General features: G+C 48.2%; 20 protein-coding genes and 1 tRNA gene. 11 read left to right on the plus strand and 10 right to left on the minus strand.

The features are described 5' to 3' along the window. Positions 1-2: 2 nt before the first annotated feature. The 9 genes from rplV to PMG71_RS22590 all read right to left on the minus strand — a co-directional run bounded on the left by rplV (position 3) and on the right by PMG71_RS22590 (position 7,098). Entirely contained in the window at positions 3-365 is a 363-nt protein-coding gene (rplV, locus tag PMG71_RS22550) for a 50S ribosomal protein L22 (RefSeq protein ID WP_283755984.1), read from the minus strand. Positions 366-426: 61 nt separating this feature from the next. Continuing rightward, positions 427-705 (minus strand): 30S ribosomal protein S19, encoded by a 279-nt coding sequence (gene rpsS, locus PMG71_RS22555; RefSeq protein WP_283755985.1) that lies wholly within the window; start codon positions 703-705, stop codon positions 427-429. A gap of 100 nt (positions 706-805) precedes the next feature. Then, complete coding sequence (rplB, locus tag PMG71_RS22560) at positions 806-1,669, minus strand: 50S ribosomal protein L2 (protein ID WP_283755986.1); 864 nt, start codon at positions 1,667-1,669, stop codon at positions 806-808. Between the two features lie 13 nt (positions 1,670-1,682). After that, positions 1,683-1,997 (minus strand): 50S ribosomal protein L23, encoded by a 315-nt coding sequence (locus tag PMG71_RS22565; RefSeq protein WP_283755987.1) that lies wholly within the window; start codon positions 1,995-1,997, stop codon positions 1,683-1,685. Then, positions 1,984-2,619: a 50S ribosomal protein L4 gene (gene rplD, locus PMG71_RS22570; protein ID WP_283755988.1), complete on the minus strand. Its 636-nt coding sequence runs from the start codon at positions 2,617-2,619 to the stop codon at positions 1,984-1,986. The genes PMG71_RS22565 and rplD overlap by 14 nt, the downstream gene beginning before the upstream one ends. Before the next feature lie 70 nt (positions 2,620-2,689). Beyond that, positions 2,690-3,340, minus strand: coding sequence for a 50S ribosomal protein L3 (gene rplC / locus PMG71_RS22575; RefSeq protein ID WP_283755989.1), 651 nt, complete (start codon positions 3,338-3,340; stop codon positions 2,690-2,692). A 538-nt stretch (positions 3,341-3,878) separates the two neighbouring features. Then, positions 3,879-4,175: a hypothetical protein gene (locus PMG71_RS22580; RefSeq protein WP_283755990.1), complete on the minus strand. Its 297-nt coding sequence runs from the start codon at positions 4,173-4,175 to the stop codon at positions 3,879-3,881. Further along, positions 4,172-4,471: a type II toxin-antitoxin system RelE family toxin gene (locus PMG71_RS22585; protein WP_283755991.1), complete on the minus strand. Its 300-nt coding sequence runs from the start codon at positions 4,469-4,471 to the stop codon at positions 4,172-4,174. The genes PMG71_RS22580 and PMG71_RS22585 overlap by 4 nt, the downstream gene beginning before the upstream one ends. 5 nt (positions 4,472-4,476) lie before the next feature. Then, the gene (locus PMG71_RS22590) at positions 4,477-7,098 is read right to left on the minus strand and encodes a tetratricopeptide repeat protein (protein ID WP_283755992.1); all 2,622 of its coding nucleotides are present in this window, start codon (positions 7,096-7,098) and stop codon (positions 4,477-4,479) included. 147 nt (positions 7,099-7,245) lie between these two features. Between PMG71_RS22590 and PMG71_RS22595 the strand changes: the two genes are divergently transcribed. The 9 genes from PMG71_RS22595 (at position 7,246) to PMG71_RS22635 (ending at position 14,306) form a co-directional block, all read left to right on the plus strand. Beyond that, complete coding sequence (locus PMG71_RS22595; protein ID WP_283755993.1) at positions 7,246-7,476, plus strand: hypothetical protein; 231 nt, start codon at positions 7,246-7,248, stop codon at positions 7,474-7,476. A 177-nt stretch (positions 7,477-7,653) separates the two neighbouring features. Further along, positions 7,654-8,130, plus strand: a complete 477-nt coding sequence (gene ndhN, locus PMG71_RS22600; protein ID WP_283755994.1) for an NAD(P)H-quinone oxidoreductase subunit N — start codon at positions 7,654-7,656, stop codon at positions 8,128-8,130. A 40-nt stretch (positions 8,131-8,170) separates the two neighbouring features. Next, positions 8,171-8,794: a VWA domain-containing protein gene (locus PMG71_RS22605; RefSeq protein ID WP_283755995.1), complete on the plus strand. Its 624-nt coding sequence runs from the start codon at positions 8,171-8,173 to the stop codon at positions 8,792-8,794. Between the two features lie 51 nt (positions 8,795-8,845). Next, positions 8,846-9,598, plus strand: coding sequence for a salt stress protein, Slr1339 family (locus tag PMG71_RS22610; RefSeq protein WP_283755996.1), 753 nt, complete (start codon positions 8,846-8,848; stop codon positions 9,596-9,598). 232 nt (positions 9,599-9,830) lie between these two features. After that, positions 9,831-10,979, plus strand: coding sequence for a circadian clock protein LdpA (gene ldpA / locus PMG71_RS22615; RefSeq protein WP_283755997.1), 1,149 nt, complete (start codon positions 9,831-9,833; stop codon positions 10,977-10,979). A 57-nt stretch (positions 10,980-11,036) separates the two neighbouring features. Continuing rightward, positions 11,037-12,887, plus strand: coding sequence for a R3H domain-containing nucleic acid-binding protein (locus PMG71_RS22620; protein WP_347179376.1), 1,851 nt, complete (start codon positions 11,037-11,039; stop codon positions 12,885-12,887). Positions 12,888-13,011: 124 nt separating this feature from the next. Beyond that, a tRNA-Ser gene (locus PMG71_RS22625) sits at positions 13,012-13,098 on the plus strand. Positions 13,099-13,134: 36 nt separating this feature from the next. Beyond that, complete coding sequence (locus PMG71_RS22630) at positions 13,135-13,413, plus strand: cupin domain-containing protein (protein WP_283755999.1); 279 nt, start codon at positions 13,135-13,137, stop codon at positions 13,411-13,413. Between the two features lie 8 nt (positions 13,414-13,421). Next, positions 13,422-14,306, plus strand: a complete 885-nt coding sequence (locus tag PMG71_RS22635; protein WP_283756000.1) for a phytanoyl-CoA dioxygenase family protein — start codon at positions 13,422-13,424, stop codon at positions 14,304-14,306. An 85-nt stretch (positions 14,307-14,391) separates the two neighbouring features. Here PMG71_RS22635 and PMG71_RS22640 read toward each other — a convergent pair whose 3' ends face one another. Next, entirely contained in the window at positions 14,392-14,610 is a 219-nt protein-coding gene (locus tag PMG71_RS22640) for a hypothetical protein (protein ID WP_283756001.1), read from the minus strand. 179 nt (positions 14,611-14,789) lie between these two features. Here PMG71_RS22640 and PMG71_RS22645 point away from each other — a divergent pair, with 179 nt between their 5' ends. Beyond that, positions 14,790-18,833: a HEAT repeat domain-containing protein gene (locus PMG71_RS22645; protein ID WP_283756002.1), complete on the plus strand. Its 4,044-nt coding sequence runs from the start codon at positions 14,790-14,792 to the stop codon at positions 18,831-18,833. Positions 18,834-18,917: 84 nt separating this feature from the next. Next, the gene (locus PMG71_RS22650; protein WP_283756003.1) at positions 18,918-19,889 is read left to right on the plus strand and encodes an Rpn family recombination-promoting nuclease/putative transposase; all 972 of its coding nucleotides are present in this window, start codon (positions 18,918-18,920) and stop codon (positions 19,887-19,889) included. Positions 19,890-19,955 lie beyond the last annotated feature (66 nt).

Here is a 19,955-nt window from a genome sequence, read left to right on the forward strand (position 1 = left end):
AGCTAACTGTTTGCCGCTTCAGGGGCAACAGCTACTGTAATATGACAGGTGGGTTTACGAATTTGATAAGCCCGTCCTTGGGCCCGAGGGCGAAAGCGCTTGAGAACTGGGCCAGCGTCAGCAACGGCTGTGCTAATCACTAGGCTTCCAGGGTCTAATCCTTGGTTATGTTCGGCATTCGCCACGGCCGAGCGCAACACCTTTAAGACGGGTTGACAGGCACGGTAGGGCATGAATTCGAGGATGATTAGTGCATCCCGATAGGTTTTTCCCCGAATTTGGTCTAATACTCGACGGACTTTATGGGGAGACATGCGGATGTACCGTGCGATCGCACGAGTTTCTACAGAAGTATCGATTGCCATCGTTTTTCTTTCATCCTGAGTCAATAAGGGGGAAACCGATGATTCCTAGGAGGAATATTCATTATCGGCGAGCTTTTTTGTCGCTCTTTGCATGGCCTCGATAGGTTCGAGTGGGGGCAAATTCTCCTAATTTATGTCCGACCATTTGTTCCGTTACAAATACGGGAACATGCTGGCGGCCATTGTGAACAGCAATCGTATGGCCAATCATCTGGGGAACAATGGTGGAGGCTCTTGACCAAGTTTTGATAACTTGTTTTTCGCCTTTATCATTGAGTTTTTCAACTTTAGTTAACAGATGGTCGGCAACAAACGGGCCTTTTTTTAACGAACGAGCCATAAGACTTTGAAGGTTATGTAATCAGGGGAGTCAATCAAAAGATTAAAAACCAAAACTAAAAACGATCATTTTTAATTTTTAATTTTTAATTTTTAATTGATTAGGCTTGACGACCTCCGCGACCGCGTTTGGAAGTCCGACGGCGACGGCGCACGATCAGGCGATCGCTGCCTTTATGTTTCTTCCGTGTTTTTGCACCCAAGGCGGGTTTACCCCAGGGGGTTACTGGGCCGCTGCGACCGATGGGAGCGCGTCCTTCACCACCACCATGGGGGTGATCGACAGGGTTCATGACGCTGCCTCGAACTTGAGGGCGGCGACCTTTCCATCGCGTCCGTCCGGCTTTACCGAGGCTGATATTACGGGCTTCCACATTGCCGACTTGGCCAATGGTGGCGTAACACTCTCGACGAACCATTCTGACTTCGGTGGAGGGTAAGCGCAGGGTCACATAGTCCCCTTCTTTGGCCACGACTTGGGCGGTCGCTCCAGCCGCTCGCACAATTTGCCCCCCTTTACCAGGAACGAGTTCGACGTTATGAACGCTGGTTCCCAAGGGCATGTTACCCAAGGGCATACAGTTCCCCACTTCGATGGGAACGGTTTCACCGGAAATCACGGTTGTACCTACGGCTAATCCTCTGGGATGGAGGATGTAGCGTTTTTCGCCATCGCTGTAAAACAGTAGGGCTAGGCGAGCGTTGCGGTTGGGGTCGTACTCGATCGCCGCGACTTTAGCGGGAATGTTAAATTTATTCCGCCGAAAATCAACGAGACGATAGCGCCGTTTGTGACCGCCCCCCCGATGGCGACAGGTGATCACCCCTCGGTTATTCCGTCCTTTGACCCGGTGGTTTTTCTGGATCAGGGATTTTTCTGGCCGATCTTTAGTGATCTCCGCAAAATCGGAAACGCTCTTCTGACGGGTACTTGAGGTATAGGGTTTGTAGGATCGAATGCCCATAACGGTTCATCAATTAAACTTCTGGGAACAAGGTGATCTGGTCGCCAGGGGATAGGGTAACTATGGCTCTTTTATATTGAGCTTTGTATCCCGTGAAGCGACCAACACGCCGTTTTTTACGGGGGGCGCGATAGGTGTTGACTTGGGTGACTTTGACCTCAAATAGGCTTTCGATCGCCGCTTTGATTTGGGGTTTGGTCGCCTGGGGTAGGACTTCAAAGACGTATTTGTTGTCTTCTAAGAGTCGGGTTCCTTTTTCGGTGACGATCGGACGGCGGATCAGGTCAGGTAGGGCGCGGTTGGCTTCGATGGTTCTATTGCTCACCATAGACCTCCTGAATTTTTTCGAGAGCGGAACCGGTAGCTATGATTTTGTCTGCATTGAGGATGTCGTAGACGTTGAGTTGTTCGGCCAGAATTAGCCGCACTCTGGGGACATTACGGGCAGACAAATAAAGATTTTCATGGCGTTCGGGGATGATGAGCAGCACTTTGTCTTCTGCTGCGGCTCCCCAACGGGCGATCGCCTCTAACAATTCTTTGGTTTTCGGCCGAGGTAAGTTATCGCCGAATTCTTCGACCACAATTAAGTCATCGGTTCTTCCCATTAAGGCGGTGGTTAAGGCCAAGCGCCGCTCTTTGCGGTTCATCTTGGTTTCGTAACTTCTGGGTTTGGGCCCGAAGATTACCCCACCTCCCCGCCACAGGGGAGAACGAATGGAACCTGCTCTAGCGCGACCGGTTCCTTTTTGCCGCCAAGGTTTGCGTCCGCCCCCTCTGACTTCAGCGCGGGTTTTGCTGCAAGCGTTTCCTTGGCGGGCATTATTAAGTTGACGCACGAGGGCGCGGTGGACAATGTGAGCGCTTGTTTCTTCTTTGGCGACCTTGAGTTCAAGGTCGGCCATGCCTACCTCTGACCCTTGCCAGTCTTTCCTTACGCAACTAACCATAGTTTCGATCTTTCCTTTTCTACTTGCTTTGATCCTTTGGATAGAGAGAAGCCCTCTCTTTCTTTATGGATCAGCCGCCCACTTGATTAGCTGGAGCAATACTCAGGAGCGTTCCGGGTTTGCCAGGAACTGAACCTTTGATCAGCAGTAAGTTGCGATCGGCATCTACCCGCACAACGGTTAGTTTGCGAATCGTGATTTGGGCATTACCTTTGCGCCCTGCCATTCTTTTTCCTGGATAAATTCTTCCAGGGGTGGTTCCTGCTCCTGTCGATCCAGGAAGGCGGTGATTTTTTGAACCGTGGGACATGGGCCCCCGACGGAAGTTATGACGCTTTTGATAACCGGTAAACCCGCGACCGATACTGTTCCCCACTACATCGACCAACTGGCCTTCTGTAAAGAAGTCGGCTTTGAGTTCTTGACCGAGTTCATAGCTGCTGACGGTATCGCTGCGATATTCTCGCAGATGCCGCAGTCCGGTTTCTCCTGCCACAGCGCCCGATTTTTCTAAGTGCCCGATTTCGGGACGGTTAAGCCGCCGTTTCGGTACAGTATCATAGCCCAGTTGGATGGCGCTATAGCCATCAGTTTCTGGGGTTTTGATTTGGGTTACGGTGCATGGCCCAGCTTGCACAACGGTGACCGGAATGGCAATTCCCTCTTCCATGTCGAAGATTTGGGTCATGCCGAGTTTGGTTCCGAGAATACCTACAGACACAGGTTGGGTAGTCTCCTTTTTGTTTACAGACAACGATTTAGTCCCACTCCAAGGGAATGGGAGCGATCTATAATTTTCCCTAACTGTTACTCAGACAAATGCCGGTCTCACTTCAACAGCAAGACTCAGGCAGTTGGCTGAATTATTTAGATTCGCATTAAGGGGATTAGCCTTAAGACTTTAGACAACCGGCTTTTTCATGACCGGTTCTCGTTTATAGCGCCTGGACTTAAGCGGGTTAAGGCTCAGTATCCTTTATGGAGACTTGAGTCTCCGCTAAGGGTGACTCATGAAGATGAGCAACCTTAATTTTGGCGACAATATACCACTATAGAGTATCTGGCGGTGTTTGTCTAGAGTGATTCGATCTTTTTTTTGGGGTGGGGGGCGATCGGCTATCTGCTATTATGTTCAATTTTACAATGAAAGCCAAACCCTACGATAAAGGTTGATTTCGTTAGTAAGCAAGGAATTGCCAACAGTCGGAACGGGTTAAGACGTAAATCTATTTTAGAATCAGCACAGGTAATTTATGGACTCAGTTTTCTTGCTCTGTAGTCTGTTCAGCCGCTTCTAATTGCTCTAATCGCCGTTGCACTTCTGCTAAGGATAATGTCCCTTCTCGTTTACCTCGTTGACGAGAGCGATCGAGATAGTCCATAAATTCTTGATTTTGTGAGAGTGCTAAGACTTCTCCTTGAAATTCATCGACTTCTCCAAAGAAATAGTAAGGTTTTCCATCCTTACAGATCACGACATTGTGGCGATCGCCTAACTGTGCAAAAAAATCTTGTACAGTGAGATCGCACTCTTCTAGATTAATGGTTTCAATCATAACTCGATCTCCTCCGTGCCAATAAACAGTTTATTATGGTCTTTGAATCCAATAGCAATAATATAGACAATTTTAACGCTGTTATCTTCAATATCATAAAATACTCGAAACTTTCCTACCCTCAATTCCCAAGTTGCCAGAGGATTGTCTTGTAGGGGTTTGCGGTTGCGAGTTTCCAGGTTAGGCTCATAGCAGAGTTGAGTCGATATTGCCTCCAAGATAATATTTCGGTCTCGTGCTGTAAACCCTTGCAGGTGTTCCCATGCATCAGGTGTAAACTCTAATTCAAATGCCATATCCATTATTCTATAAACCCGCATTCCCTAATCTTTGATTGTAGCGCCTGGCACTCTTCAGGAAGGGGGATACCCACTTTGGTGGCTAACGCCTCGGCTTGGTAACAATAACTCAGGGCAAGGTCTAGATTGCCCAATGCTTGATGGAGTAAGGCAAAGTTTTTGAGAATGTAGACTTTATTTTTAGCATCACCGATATCAGTAGCAATATTCAAGGCAGCTTGCAAGGTTTCCTCTGCTTCTGAATAGGATTCCAGTTGGATTAAAGCTTCTCCTAGGTTAGACAGTGCTGTTGCTTCTCCAGAGCGATCGCCAATTTCTCTAGTTATAGCTAAATATTGTTCAAAATACTGTTTAGCTTCTAAGTATTCTCCAAGAGAACCACAGACAGCCCCTAGATTACCAAATGCCCTTCCTTCACCGCAGCGATCGCCAATTTCTCTAGCCATAACTAAATGCTGCTGATGATACTCTCTTGCCTGTTGGTATTGTTCTAGAGCATAGTAGATAGCTCCCAAATTTCCCAGTGCCCCTTCTTCAGCATAGCGATCGCCAATTTCCCTAGTAATCGATAAACACTTTTGAAAATAGTCGTTTGCCTGTTGGTATTGTTCTAGAGAATAATATACAAGTCCTAGATTACCTAGGGATCTCCCTTCTCTAGAGCGATCGCCATTTTCCCTGGCAATGGCTAAATCCTGTTCATGAAAATCTAGTGCCCTGTCATATTGTCCTAGGGAATAGTACACAAGTCCGAGATTACCTAGCGCTTTCCCTTCTCTAGAGCGATCGCCATTTTCCCTGGCAATGGCTAAATGCTGCTGATGAAAATCTAGTGCCTTGTCATATTGTGCTAGATTGTAGTATGCAGAACCTAAATTCTCATAACAAATCATATCTTCTTTAGGGGTTAATTTTCCTAAGAGGCTTTTATAAACTTCTATTTGTTCCCAATAATATCCTAAATCTCCAAGTCTAGACCCTAAATTAATGATTTGCCAAGCCTTTTCCCAATCGCCTAGTTGAGAAAAATGATAAAAACTCTCCAAGTATCCTTGCAACTTTTCTAAATGACTTGCACCGGGTTTAGGTTGATACTCAGTTAACCACATTTGAGCAGCAGCATACTCTACTTGTTTCCAATTTTCCTCTTCTTGTAGAGATTCTACAGCAACCCCACGAATTAGATAATGTTGCTGCAATAGCCCCTCTGTCCGTGTTTCCTGCACCAATGCTCGCAACTGCAAGAGTTGCAATGCTTGCCACGTTGTATCCTCTCCCCACTCTCTTCCCATCGCCAAATAAAATGACTCTTCCACCGGTTTCCGATAGACTGCTCCTCGCACCAATAAGCAATAAGCAACTCTTTGATCTTTCTTCAATCGGGATAACACCTCTCTTACCCGTTCTTTTACACTTTGCTCCAACGTTTGATGTCGATTGTTAGAATCTTCCTCAGTAAAACTCTTACCAAACTTTCGCCAATACCGCTTGACATTCCCTTGAAACGGTTTAGCCAACAGTTCACTAACCACTACTTCAATAACTAAAGGATGTCCTTCAAACGCTCTCCCTATTTGCTGGAGATAGCCCAAACTCTCCTCATCTTCCGGGAAATCAATCCCCTTATTCTCAAACCACTGGCGAAATAACTGCTGCTGTTCCATTTCCTCTAACCCTTCCAAACATTCCTCCTGCCAAAAATGATGCTGTTTACATTGCTCAAACTGAGTTAACCTATCCTGAGACGTGATTATCACTCGACTCTCACAACTCTCCCCCACCAACAGCGCCTCAAACAACCGCCACCATCCCTCATCCGCAAACACACTATCCACCATTCGCCCCGTTTTCGACTGCAACAGTTTTTCCATGGAGTCAAACAGCAACAAATACCCTTCCTTCCGCAACTTCGCCACCACCTGATTAAACCCCTGTTGGCTTGGCGTTTGTGGGGGTAGGGGTTTCCCTGTCAACGTCTCCCAGAACTGGACTATAAAGCCGTCAAACCCCTGTTGCCAGCTCCCATCATCAAAATTGATCCGAATCGGTTTTAACCCCGTCTGAGCCAATTCTGTGACCGCTATACATTCCGCCAGCGCCGTCTTCCCCTGCCCCGTAATCCCGGTTACGATTAAAATCCGGCACTCTCCCCTGAGACTCTCCCCCAGTCTGCCACTCTCCTCCCGTCCCACCCAAGTCTGGGGACTGTAAGCATAGGGGTTGAGCCGAAACTCACGAGGCGCTGGCGTTTCTGTTTTGTTCTCTGAGCTTTCCCCAGTCTGTTCTGTCTTATATCCTGCCTCTTCCAACCAAGTTGGTATATCCTCCCAATTCTTCAGCACGCCCTCTTCTTTATCCAACATCACCTCAACATAGCGATAGAGTCCCTTAGATAAAGCATCTCTAACGGTTCCTACCTTAACCCCTCGCGCCTCAGCTATCTCCTCTGGAGACTTCCACAATAACAACCCTCTAAGGTCGCACTGCTCTATAGGCGTTAAAGTTTTGCGCTGATGAGGCAAATAGTTTTGCTTGGCTTCCCTCAATTTCTCACATAAAGTCTCTAGGTTCCACTGCTGCACCGCTTCTGTAAAGAGCTTATGGGATGGCGTTTTCGAGGACATCTTCTGAAAAACCCGATCAAAATCCTAACTCAAATCCTAACCTAAATTGAGGTAATCGACGAGAAAAGTTAGGAAATGCATCTGTAGATACCTTTTTTTATCGGCTTTAGGGTGGACATATCTAATCAATTTATGGACTCAAGCACCATGAAAAAAAGATCTGAAAAAATCGAAAGTCAACCTAAAGCACACCATCTGATACAATCGATGGAAGACGTGGAAACGGTGATGAGTATTGACCCCAAACGGCAAATGGTGCAAGCTGTATCCCCTGTTCCTTCAGGAGTTAATTCAGAATTATCTTTACTCCTACATCTAGAGTTTTTTCTGCTTCTTTGCTTACATTTGTTGGTTTTATGTCAATTGAAGCGGCGCTAAATGAGGGTCATAAGAAGCCGGTTTCTGTATCCTAAAAATGGAGCTGAAAGAGTGGGTATTTGAATCAGGGGACTGATGGCTGGGGCGATCGCTCCCCGGCTTGAATCCATCCCCCCACGGGAAAAATGCCGAACTCACGTTAAAATAAACCAGGATTACATCAGGTCAGGTGAGAGTATGGCACTAATTATCACGGGTAAGAAGCTCATTCGAGACTTAGAAAGCGAAGGCGCACTGGGCATGTATGTGCCACTAGAAGGAGGAGAGGAAGGACGCTATATCCGCCGCGTAAGAGCAGCAGGTTATACAGCACTATCCCTTGATGCACGAGGGTTCGGAGATTTATCAGCTTATTTAACGGGAGTGCATGGAGTACGGCCTGCCCATCTGGGTAAAAAGAGCAGTGGTAAAAAAGCGGCTGTGGGTGATGTCTATTTTATTCCACCGATTATTCAAACCCAGGTCGCTCAACTGCCTCCAAAGTCAAAAGGGCTACTGTTGTGGATTATCGAAGGCCATATTCTATCGTCAGAAGAACTCGGTTATCTAGCGACGTTGCCCAGTTTACAGCCTAAAGTAAAAGTAATTGTGGAATTAGGGGGCGATCGCGATGTTCGTTGGCTCCCCCTGAAACAAGCCCTATCAGGTTCCTAGCATTACCTGCTCATAACCCTATATCAAGGAGATCGCATCGATGGCAGAAGAGATTCTCAGAAACCGCGACTATACTCTGATTATCGATAAAAGTAATAGTATGTCGCTGCAAGATCAGCCTGAAGGTAAAAGTCGGTGGCAAGCGGCCCAAGAGTCTACATTTAAGGTAGCCCAATTCTGTGAAAAACTCGATCCAGATGGGATTACGGTTTATTTGTTTGCTGCTAACTTCCGCCGCTATGATAATGTCACGGCTAGTAAGGTAGAGCAAATCTTCCAGGAAAATACTCCTTCTGGAATCACTAAGTTCGATCAAGTGCTTGAACATGCTCTGAATAATTATTTTGAGCGCAAAAGTGCCGGTCAAGCCAAAGAGAACGGGGAAACCTTTTTGGTGATTACGGATGGTATTGAAGGGGAGGAAGAAAAGAAAGGGGCGATCGCCTTAATTCGAGATGCATCGACTAAAATCGATCGCGATGAAGAGTTGGCGATTTCCTTTATTCAAGTGGGCAAAGATCCCAAAGTGACGGAGTTTCTCAAGGCTTTAGATGACCGGATGATCGAAGTCGGTGCGAAATTCGACATTGTGGATACTGTTATCATGGAGGAAATGGAGTCCATGACCCTGACCGATGTGCTAATGAACGCTATTTATGATTAGGGTCAAGGGGAAAGTTTAATTTCCTAGAGTATTGGGGAGGTTTGGCAAACCATGGGTTCTATTGATGATTTCTTGAATGACTTGAAGGCTCAACATCAGCAGAAACAGTCCGGAGAGCGCCAACCTCCCCCTGCCGATCCCTCCCCTAAGCAGAGTCAAGAGAATGAGCCGATGGATGATGTGCTGGCAGATATTAAGTCTCAGTTTGTACGTGGGAATGATACAGAGGGAGAGGATGTTGGGTTAGATGAGCTTCGTCAACGGTATCAGCCAGAAAAAAACGCGCCTTCTGTAAAGTCTGAGGCTTCAGAATTAGATTTAGACCAGATTCGACAACGTTACAAGCCAGAAAAAAACGCGCCTTCTGTAAAGTCTGAGGCTTCAGAATTAGATTTAGACCAGATTCGACAACGTTACGAGGCGCAAAAAAAACAGGGTTCTGCACCGTCGAGTGGTGCAGAACCAGATTTAGAGCAAGTGCGTTTAAGGGCGATGCAAATGCGATCGCAACGGGAAGCGGCAAAAGCTTCGGCTGCTCAGACGGATGATGTTCTGGATAATATGCGCGATCGCTACATTCAAAATCGTGCCATTGAACGCCAAAAACGAGAAGCCGCAGAACGGGAGGAAAAACTCCGCCGTCAACAACGAGAAGCGCTCAAACCCCGCGCCAGGGAATGGTTGGCACGGCTCGATCCCTATTCGGATGAGGGGTTCTGGTTTGACAGTTTTGCCCAAGGATATGGCGATCGCCTGGAAGCTGCCGTAGATTATCTGCAAGCCCTGGAAGACACATCTCGGTAGGGATAGGGAGATGGGGAGATGGGGAGATGGGGAGATGGGGAGGATCTCTGATTAGCCATTACCCATTGCTTGTAATGCGTTGTATTTCTGTTATAATACAAAATAATCCAATCTTAACTTGTTACCAATGCCTATTCCCTATTCCCCATTCCCCATTCCCTAGCGCGAAGCGCTATATTTTATAGTGACTGTAAACCTCCCCATTTTGGCGACAAGGCCTTATCTTAAAAGGGTGACTCAACTGTACCCTGCCCTCAACTCAATCCGGGATCATCGCTGGTTCAAGCTCATTTGCGGAGCCAGTTATCAACATATCCCTGCCATTCGGAATCTGACGTTGGCTTATACCCTAGCGGGAGCCGACTGCATTGATGTGGCGGCCGATCCGGCTGTTATTGCTGTCGCTCAAGAAGCTATCTCTGCCGCTCGTCGTCTCAAAACCGAAACCTGGCAACGTCAACTCGGTCAACCCGGTAAAGACCACGATCCCCTAATCATGGCCAGCCTCAATGATGGAGAAGATCCCCATTTTCGTAAAGCCGAATTTGACCCATCCTGTTGTCCTTCAGACTGTCCTCGGCCCTGCGAACGGGTTTGCCCTGCCCAAGCCATTCAACTGGCAATTCATCCAGAGGTCGGTGTAATTGACCAACGCTGCTATGGTTGCGGCCGGTGTGTACCCGTTTGTCCCCACAACCGGATTGTGACTCGCTCCTACATTTCCACCCCTCAAATCCTTGTGCCTCAACTGATTGAACAAGGTATTGATGCGCTAGAAATTCATACCCAGACCTCCCATCATACAGACTTCAAACGTCTTTGGCAAGCGATTCAACCCCACGCGGCATCCCTGCGGTTAATCGCCATTAGCTGTCCAGACGGCGATCGCCTCATCGACTATCTTTGGTCTCTCCATGAACTCGTTCAACCCCTGTCCTGCCCTGTGATCTGGCAACTCGATGGTCGTCCCATGAGTGGGGACATCAGCTCCGCAACCACCCACCGCACCATCAAACTCGCCCAAAAAGTCATCGACTCCGGCTTTCCAGGAGCCTTACAACTAGCAGGTGGAACGAACGACTATACGGTTCCCAAGCTCAGAAGCTTAGGACTCTTGGGAACCCTAGAGACAAACAAGCTTGGATCGAACTCATACCCAGGGAACGATCCAAAATCCCCCATTATAGGTGTTGCCTATGGTAGCTATGCTCGCGTCCTACTCTCGCCCATTTTGGAACCCTTGGAACCATCCGAAAGCCCAACGGATCAATCCTCCCAGGGATTGGCCTATCCCCATCTAGAAGACCATCCTGACCTTCTGTGGGCAGGAGTTGAGTTAGCCCATACCCTAGTCTCCCAGCTCAAACCCCTGCCCTTGTAAGCCAATCCTATCCCCTTATCAAATCCTGATTTTATGAACGCTTTTGAACTGCCTCGGATGCCGGAATCCGCAAACCCTCAAATCGCCAAACAACCCTCAAAGGATATGGCCGACGACTTAAAACAATTGCTCGATATTTTACCGGTAACCATTCGCCAAACCTTAGAAGCCCATGAAAACTGCGCCCAACTGATTGAAATTGTCCTAGATTTAGGTCGGCTCCCCGAAGCTCGCTTTCCCAAACAAGTGGCTGAATATGTTACTGATACCCCTGTAACCCGCGAAGATATACAATACTGTCTAGATCGCGTGGGTCACTTTGGCGGGGATAACCGGGCAGGAATCGAACAAACTTTACATCGGATCAGTGCCATTCGTAACCGTACCGGAGAAATTATCGGCTTGACCTTGCGGGTGGGTCGAGCTGTATTTGGAACCATTGGCATGATTCGGGATTTAGTCGAGCGCGGACAATCTATTTTAATGCTCGGTCGTCCTGGTGTAGGAAAGACTACTGCTTTGCGAGAAATTGCCAGGGTATTGGCGGATGAACTCCATAAGCGTGTGGTGATCATTGACACTTCTAATGAAATTGCGGGTGATGGCGATATTCCCCATCCGGCGATCGGTCGCGCTCGGCGGATGCAAGTAGCTCGTCCCGAACTTCAGCATCAAGTGATGATTGAAGCTGTGGAAAACCACATGCCCGAAGTGATTGTCATTGATGAAATTGGCACAGAACTCGAAGCCTTAGCCGCTCGCACCATTGCCGAACGGGGTGTAATGCTTGTCGGCACTGCCCACGGGAACCAACTGGAAAACCTGATTAAAAACCCCACCCTTTCCGATTTAGTCGGAGGTATTCAGGCCGTTACCCTAGGGGATGATGAAGCTCGGCGACGGGGATCGCAAAAAACCGTTTTAGAGCGCAAATCTCCGCCTACCTTCGAGATTGCCATTGAAATGCAAGAGCGTCAACGGTGGATTGTCCACGAACAGGTGGATCAGATGATTGATGGACTCTTGCGGGGGCGACAACCCACACCCGAAGTGCGTACCGTCAATGAGCAAGGTGAGGTCGTCATTACCCATGAAACGACTGAGAATGGGTTAGCTATTCAACGGCCCACTGGTCGCCGTTCTGGGCCTAATGGCAAGTCTAATCCCCTGACTCCCATTCCATTATCGAGTAGTGGAGCAGGAGAAGGTCAAGGTTGGTCGAAGGCCCAGAATGTTAAAGGTTGGCGCAGTCAGGGGCATATGTTTCCGGTCTCCCATGACACTAAATATGCACCTTTTCCCCAAGCTGTAGTTCCCGAACAAGAATCCTTTGATCAAATGCTGGAAGATTCTTTAAGTCGTGCTGGAGGAACAGAGCGACCCGCAGGGCCTAATGGAGAGGATTGGCCGTTGCATATTTATCCCTATGGTATTAGTCGTCATCAATTGGAGCAGGTGATTCGCACGTTGAATTTGCCGGTGTTACTGACTAAGGATATTGATGGTGCGGATGCAGTGTTGGCCCTGCGATCGCATCTGAAAACCCAAGGTAAACTCAAGCAAATGGCCCGGTCTCGCCATCTTCCGGTACATACGCTCAAGTCCAACACGGTTCCTCAGATGATTCGGACTCTGCAACGACTGTTGGATCTCGATGCTTCCCATGTGAATCAGGCCGTCGATCTCAATCTATTTGCCCGCAGTGGTGCAGAAGATGAGTTAGAAGCCCTCGAAGAAGCTCGCTTGGCCGTAGAACAGATTGTGATTCCCAAGGGGCAACCGGTGGAACTATTGCCCCGCTCTGGAAAAGTCCGCAAGATGCAACATGAGCTAGTGGAGCATTATCGGCTCAAATCTGATAGTTTCGGTGAAGAACCGAATCGCCGTCTGCGGATTTATCCCGCTTGAAGCTTTAATACTTTGTGCCTAAGTGAGGGAGAAAAATTTTTCTCCCTTACTTGACCTAATCAGCTAACTTATGATATGTTTATGAATCGGTAGGTAATTAACCTACTTCCCATCAGTTTCACCTGGAGAGGTGGCCGAGTGGTTGAAGGCGCGACACTGGAAATGTCGTTTAGTGGTAACGCTAACGGGGGTTCGAATCCCCCCCTCTCCGTTCCCTGCTTGGGTGAGTACATCAGATTTAAAGATTATGGTCTCGACTATACAAATTGAGCATCAACCCAGCCGCGAACACCTCGATCGACTGGGAATCTGGGATTGTACCATCTGGGAGAAAGAAGTCTCTGAGTTTCCCTGGACATATGATTGCTCGGAAACCTGTTACTTACTCACCGGAGAAGTGATTGTTACGCCTGATGATGGGGAACCGGTACAATTTGCCCAGGGCGATTTAGTCACCTTTCCTGCTGGACTCTCCTGTACGTGGAAAATCCTCAAACCGGTTCGCAAACATTATTTTATGGAATAAAGGTTGATATGGTAGGAATATCGGATCTCTACACTCAGGTGCAAAACCCCGATTTCTGGAAGCAGCTCAATCCAGGTTTATCCATTGAAGAGTATTCCTCCAACCAACCCATAAAGGCGATCGCCTTTAACCCAGAAGCATTAGAAGAGCAACTTCTTTATCTGCAACAAGAAGGCTATTTTCAGCTCGATCCCGTTTTACCAGAAATCGAAGTCTTTCGCATGGCAGCCGGTATTGAATTGTTAGCTCTAGAAGGATGGCCGGCTGTTTTTGCCTTTGTCTATGATGAATTTTGGCTCATCTTGCACCGAATCTCTAACCTGATTGCAGCCATATTAGGCGAGAATTATCGGCAACTGCCTGCATTTTGGGAGTGGTATGTCGGCACAGATAACGATCAATCGGGATGGAGTCCTCATCGCGATCGCGGCGGAAATACCCTCAGACCCGATCGCCTCCCCAATGTTATCACCATCTGGATTCCCTTCACCGATGCCATACCCCTCAATGGCTGCATGTATGTCTTACCCCCCGATCGCGATCCCTATTACTCCATTTACGATAACCGTCCTGAAGATCCCTTCATCAACCCTCAAGATATCCGCGCTCTCCCGGCTGCGGCAGGTTCAATTTTAGGCTGGAATCACCGAATAATGCATTGGGGAGGACGCAGTAGCAGCATAGCCCCCCATCCCCGGATTAGCCTGTCGTGCGAATTTCAGCGAGGCGACGTGGAACCCTACGATCCCCCCTTACTCGATCCTCTGACTGTACCCAGTTTTCAGCAGCGTTTAGCTCTCATTGGCAAACAAATTATGCGCTATCAACATATGTATGATTTACCCCCGGAGCTAGTAGAAGTAGCAAGGCAAATCATTGATTGCAAGCTCTAGAAACTCTGACCCAACTTCTAACAACGCCAAATGCTCTGAATTGATAGCTATCAACAGAAATAAAGAGTTCAGGATTGAGCTAAGATCAAATCCTGAACTCTTTACACCGAATCATCCAGCAACAGACAAACGTCAGCAGCAACCAAACCGCAGCACACCCGAACCCAACAACCGGAGGAGCGGGAATCATCGGCTGGGTGTGACTGGGAACACTCACCCATTGTTGAATATGGGGGTCAACGAAGTTCGTTCCCAGGTTTTCCAGAGCTTCGCGTTGTCGAAATTTATCCTGTTGGTCTTCCATGATCAACCTACCTTGATTTGCTGTGTTGAGCGCATCATCGGTTTGGGGTAGGAGAGCGAAGCAAACGGTAGGTTACATTGGCTCAAACCTGGCTATAATGGGAGTTAAGCCGGTTTGGGGTAGGACGTGGAAATTGGAAACCCCCCAAACTTTTTGTTGAATTTTGATTGAGTGCAGCGATGCCGAGTAAAGATAAACTCACTTATGGGCCGACCGTAAAAAAACGTGCCAAACGGTTACTAGAGGCACTGTTGGCTTATGTTGATCGTGAATTAGAGGATGTTGATGGTATTGTGCTGGACTGTCGATGGAATGAGGAAAGGGGAGAGCAACCCCGGTTAGTTGTTGAGACGAAACTGAGAAAACTGGTTTATCTGACCGAAAAAGATAGCTATGAGGGACACTTAACTAAAGAGCAGATTCGACAGGCACTTAACGATCATTTGAAGGAATTTTTGCAGATTCTGGAGGATAATCGAGCTAAAACTCAAGGTAACGAAGATTGGAATTTTACGCTCAAATTGTGGAGCAAAGACAAGCAAAAAAATTTAGAAGAGTTTGAGCGAGTCTGGGAAGAAAAGCGCCCAGCTAAATCGAAGCAACAGGAAAAAATTGGACAAGACGAGATTAGTGTTGAACCCCCTGAAGAGGGAATCAACTGGAAAGACCTCTGTAACCGCGCCTTCTGGGAGGAGAAAACCCGGCGCAAGCGTGCCACGGAGAAGGGGCACGAAGTGCAGGTTTATGTGCCCTTGGGATTGGTGAAGCGCAAGCAGCAACCGCGACGGACGGAGGAAGAGATGCCGGAGGCGAAAGCGGGGATGCAGCAGTATCAACTGACGGAAAAGGAGATCGAAGAGCGCTACGAATACGAGAAATTTTTAGCACAAGTTATCGGCAATGCGGGGGAAAATTTGGCGATTATTGGGGAACCGGGTGCGGGAAAAACGACCTGGTTAGACCAGATTGGGCAGAAGTTGATTAACACAGAACGTTATCCGATTTGGATACCCTTGGCGCGGTTGCAGGGGATGACGCTGGAGGCGTTTTTACTGGAGAAATGGTTAAAGGAAAAATTGGGGGTTTTGCAGCCGACACCGGAACAGAAGGATGAGTTTATTGAGTGGTTTAAGACGGAGAAGGTGTGGGTATTGTTGGATGGTGCAGATGAAATGTCTGCGGCTAATCCCGTGGTGGAGATTCGCGAGTCGTTGACGGGATGGGTGAATCAAGCGCGGGTGGTGTTGAGTTGTCGGTTGAATGTCTGGGAAAGTAACCTGACGACATTACAGGAGTTTGAAACCTATCGCACGTTATGTTTTGAACGGGAGCAGGTGGAGCAGTTTATTACCGCTTGGTTTGAGCGGGAGGAAGAATCGGAGTTAGGGAAACAGTTGGCGCAGAGGTTGCAGGAAGCGGAAAGTGCCCGGATTTTGGATTTGGTGCGAAATCCCTTGCGGTTGTCTTTGTTGTGTCAGAGTTGGCGGTTGAATCCGGGGGAAATTCCGGAAACGAAGGCAGAGTTATATGAGAAGTTTTGCCGCAATATTTATGCTTGGAAACAGGATCGGTTTCCGACGACGTTTGTGCAGCAACGGCAGTTAAATCAACAGTTGGCAGAGTTAGCGCTCCGGGGGATGAGGGAGAATGTGCCGTTGCTCGAATGGTTGGTGCATGAGGTGTTGGGGGATTGGGTTGAGTTAGCCAAAAATGTGGGCTGGTTGAATGTGGTTTATCGGGATACTTGCACCGATGAGCCAGTTTATGCCTTTTTCCATTTGACGTTTCAGGAGTATTTTGCCGCTTGTGCAGTGGCAGATGGGCACTTTTTTCTGCCGTCGGATCATTCGCCCGAACAGCCTTCGAGCCAACCCTATCGGATTTTTGAATCTCGTTGGCGCGAGGTGATTTTATTGTGGTTGGGACGTAGAGATGTGGAGAAGGAGAAGAAGAAAAGGTTTATTGAGACGTTGGTAAGTTTTAATGATGGGTGTTACCAGTTGTATTGGTATCGCGCTTATTTTTTAGCGGCTGAAGGAATTGCACAATATTCTGATTTTGAAGCTGTTACTCAATTCTTTGATACAGAATACTCGCTCGTTGATCAAATTATTCAGCAGATCATCCAATGGGCGTTAGGATACTTTGACGCTAATCGTCAGCAATGGATAACGTATTTTCAGCCAATTGAGAAGACAGCAAAAACTTTTCTGGGCAAAACAAAACAGGATAAGGTGATTCAATTTCTCAGCCAGAATCTTGCACTCATGCTGACTGATCGTGAAGATTGGGAAAAACAAGTTAATCAAGAGTTGTCGGGTTATTCTAACATCAGTGAAACTGAGCAGATGTTAATTCAGCAAAGTCTCGCTTATCTGAATTGGTTACAAAGCTATTCAGGTAAAGAGAAACTAATCTGGCAATTCTCAAATGCTTTAGGAACTCTATCTCCAGGTAATGAGTTAGCGATCTCCGGGTTGCTCAAAGTGATCGCTACCACTGAGGATGAAAATACCCGGCGGACGGCGGTAGTGCATTTAGGGGAGATCGCACCAGGCAACCCAGAGGCGATCGCCGGGTTGCTCAAAGTGATCGCTACCACTGAGGATGAAAATACCCGGAGGATGGCGGCAGAGAGTTTAGAGAAGATTGCACCGGGCAACCCAGAGGCGATCACCGGGTTGCTCAAAGTGATCGCTACCACTGAGGATGAAGATACCCAGATGTGTGCGGCATGGAGTTTCGGGAAGATCGCACCGGGCAACCCAGAGGTGATCGCGGTGTTGCTCAAAGCGATCACTACCACTGAGGATGAATATACCCGGATGCGTGCGGCATGGAGTTTAGGGAACATCGATCCCGGCAACCCAAAGGCGATCACCGGGTTGCTCAAAGTGATCGCCACCACTGAGGATCAATTGACCCTATGCTACGCGGCAAATTGTTTAGGGATCATCGATCCAGGCAACCCAGAGGCGATCGCCGGGTTGCTCGAACTGATCGCTACCACTGAGGATGAATATGCCCGGAAGCAGGCGGTAGCGATTTTAGAGTACATCGATCCGGGCAACCCAGAGGCGATCGCCGGGTTGCTCGAACTGATCGCTACCACTGAGGATGAAGATACCCGGAGGCAGGCGGCAGAGAGTTTAGGGAAAATCGCACCAGGCAACCCAGAGGAGATCGCCGGGTTGCTCAAAGTGATCGCTACCACTGAGGATAAAACTACCCGGCGGCTGGCGGCAGAGAGTTTAGGGAAGATCGATCCAGGCAACCCAGAGGCGATCGCCGGGTTGCTCAAAATTATCGCTACCACTGAGGATGAATCTATCCGGACGGGGGCGATAGAGAGTTTAGGGAAGATTGCACCGGGCAACCCAGAGGCGATCGCCGGGTTGCTCAAAGTGATCGCTACCACTGAGCATGAATTTATCCGGAGGGAGGCGGTAGAGAGTTTAGGGAACATCGCACCCGGTAACCCAGAGGCGATCGCCGGGTTGCTCAAAGTGATCGCCACCACTGAGGATGAACGTACCCGGTGGCGGGCGGTAGGGAGTTTAGGGAAGATCATCACCACCAACCCACAACGCCAAAGTGTGGTCTCTGCTCTCCAACCTCACCTGAGCAATGAAACCCACAAAAACAACTTTGACCTCTTTGAAAACTGCTACAAACTCCTCTGGAACATTGCCCAAGACCTCCCCTACCCCGACTTCTACCGCGCTTGGCATCATCTCCACACTGCCCCCCATCCCGAAGTCGCCGATCAAACCCCCGTGGGCAAAACTGCCCTCACCGACACCCTCAACGCCCAACTCCTTGACCTCCCCAACCAACTGCACCCCACCCCCCACACCACTCCCGTCTGTGTCGATATCCAACACTTAACCACCATTACCGATGAAGATAAACTCGCCAAAGCCTTGAGTAACCGCATCTTTAAGCAGCTCTTCCCTGGGCAAACCCTGCCGAAAATTAGCGACTGTTTCGACCTGGAAACCGAACTGATCAACGCCCAACCCCGCCCCCACATTGCCCTAATTCTGCACAACGGCGACCCCCAAGAGTCCCTCCTGCATCTGTGCCAGTTCCTCGCTCCCACCGTCTCCATTGCCTGCATTACCCATACTCCCCTGGATGCTCCCCTGCGCGGCTTCCCCCCAGATCAGGAGAACTTGGTATCCGCGCTGCAATCTTGGCTGGAACAATTCAATGAACAATGAACAATGAACAATGAACAATTAATCTCAAATTTGATATAACAAGAGGGAAGCACCCTCCTCAATGGTAAAATCAAGCGCCTCTATATGGAATTTATCAATCCCAAAACCGATTTCGCCTTTAAGCGCATCTTTGGTTCCCAAGAAAGCAAAGATATCCTCATTAGCTTCTTAAATGCCCTCATTTATGCCGGAAATCCAACCATTCAAGACCTAGATATCATCGATCCCTACAATCAAGGGGAGAGTAGTGGACTCAAAGATAGTTATCTGGATGTCAAAGCCGTTCTAGGCAACGGTACAACCGTCCTGATTGAAATGCAAGTGCTAAATGTCCCCGCATTCAAAAAGCGAGTGTTGTACAACTGGGCAGAAACCTATGGCAATCAACTGAGCATGGGAAAACCCTATGTAGGATTGCAACCGGTTATTGCCCTAACAATTGTGGATTTTACCCTGTTTCCCAAGGCAGAAAAGATCATTACCCACTTTTCCTTACAAGAGAAAACCCTCTCCTTTGACTATCCTGACGAACAGAGCGAACTGATCTTTGTGGAGCTAAGAAAATTTAATAAATCCCTGGAAGAACTGGAAACACTGACGGAAAAATGGATTTATTTTATGAAGGAAGCGCCCAATTTACAGATGATTCCCAGTTCTCTCGAAGAAGTGCCAGAAATCGGCAAAGCCTTGGGAATTGCCAATCGAGCTAATTTGAGTCCGAAGGAAGCAGAAGAGTTAGAGAGAAAGGAACGGTGGCTCCTTGACCAGCAGGGTTATGTGGTGCAAGCGAGGATAGAAGGACGTGAAGAAGGACGCGAAGAAGGACGTGAGGAAGGACGTGAGGAAGGACGTGAGGAAGGACGTGAACAAGGTCGGGCTGAGGCCGCATTGGGATTAATTTTGCGTCTACTTGAGCGACGGTTTGGAGAGGTTCCTGAAGCGACTTTAGCCCAAATCCAACAGTTGTCTTTAGAGGATTTAGATGAGTTGGGGATTATGATCTTGGATTGGACGAGTATAGAGGATTTAAACCGTTGGTTGAGGGAGAGGGGGTAATGAAGGACGAATAAAAGGCGATCGCCCTCGCGCCTTAGCTCTGGTTACGGTAAAATCGAATTGATC

This window comes from Roseofilum acuticapitatum BLCC-M154, from assembly GCF_030068475.1.
GTDB classification, from domain to species: domain Bacteria; phylum Cyanobacteriota; class Cyanobacteriia; order Cyanobacteriales; family Desertifilaceae; genus Roseofilum; species Roseofilum acuticapitatum.

Bases quoted from the DNA above. Each gene is read 5' to 3' on its own strand.
- PMG71_RS22585 (WP_283755991.1), bottom strand. From the start codon at position 4,471: ATGGCATTTGAATTAGAGTTTACACCTGATGCATGGGAACACCTGCAA.
- rplD (WP_283755988.1), bottom strand. From the start codon at position 2,619: ATGGTTAGTTGCGTAAGGAAAGACTGGCAAGGGTCAGAGGTAGGCATG.
- PMG71_RS22605 (WP_283755995.1), top strand. From the start codon at position 8,171: ATGGCAGAAGAGATTCTCAGAAACCGCGACTATACTCTGATTATCGAT.
- PMG71_RS22620 (WP_347179376.1), top strand. From the start codon at position 11,037: ATGCCGGAATCCGCAAACCCTCAAATCGCCAAACAACCCTCAAAGGAT.
- rplV (WP_283755984.1), bottom strand. From the start codon at position 365: ATGGCAATCGATACTTCTGTAGAAACTCGTGCGATCGCACGGTACATC.
- PMG71_RS22635 (WP_283756000.1), top strand. From the start codon at position 13,422: ATGGTAGGAATATCGGATCTCTACACTCAGGTGCAAAACCCCGATTTC.
- rplB (WP_283755986.1), bottom strand. From the start codon at position 1,669: ATGGGCATTCGATCCTACAAACCCTATACCTCAAGTACCCGTCAGAAG.
- PMG71_RS22595 (WP_283755993.1), top strand. From the start codon at position 7,246: ATGAAAAAAAGATCTGAAAAAATCGAAAGTCAACCTAAAGCACACCAT.
- rpsS (WP_283755985.1), bottom strand. From the start codon at position 705: ATGGCTCGTTCGTTAAAAAAAGGCCCGTTTGTTGCCGACCATCTGTTA.
- PMG71_RS22650 (WP_283756003.1), top strand. From the start codon at position 18,918: ATGGAATTTATCAATCCCAAAACCGATTTCGCCTTTAAGCGCATCTTT.
- ndhN (WP_283755994.1), top strand. From the start codon at position 7,654: ATGGCACTAATTATCACGGGTAAGAAGCTCATTCGAGACTTAGAAAGC.
- PMG71_RS22640 (WP_283756001.1), bottom strand. From the start codon at position 14,610: ATGGAAGACCAACAGGATAAATTTCGACAACGCGAAGCTCTGGAAAAC.
- PMG71_RS22580 (WP_283755990.1), bottom strand. From the start codon at position 4,175: ATGATTGAAACCATTAATCTAGAAGAGTGCGATCTCACTGTACAAGAT.
- PMG71_RS22645 (WP_283756002.1), top strand. From the start codon at position 14,790: ATGCCGAGTAAAGATAAACTCACTTATGGGCCGACCGTAAAAAAACGT.
- PMG71_RS22565 (WP_283755987.1), bottom strand. From the start codon at position 1,997: ATGGTGAGCAATAGAACCATCGAAGCCAACCGCGCCCTACCTGACCTG.
- PMG71_RS22610 (WP_283755996.1), top strand. From the start codon at position 8,846: ATGGGTTCTATTGATGATTTCTTGAATGACTTGAAGGCTCAACATCAG.
- PMG71_RS22590 (WP_283755992.1), bottom strand. From the start codon at position 7,098: ATGTCCTCGAAAACGCCATCCCATAAGCTCTTTACAGAAGCGGTGCAG.
- PMG71_RS22630 (WP_283755999.1), top strand. From the start codon at position 13,135: ATGGTCTCGACTATACAAATTGAGCATCAACCCAGCCGCGAACACCTC.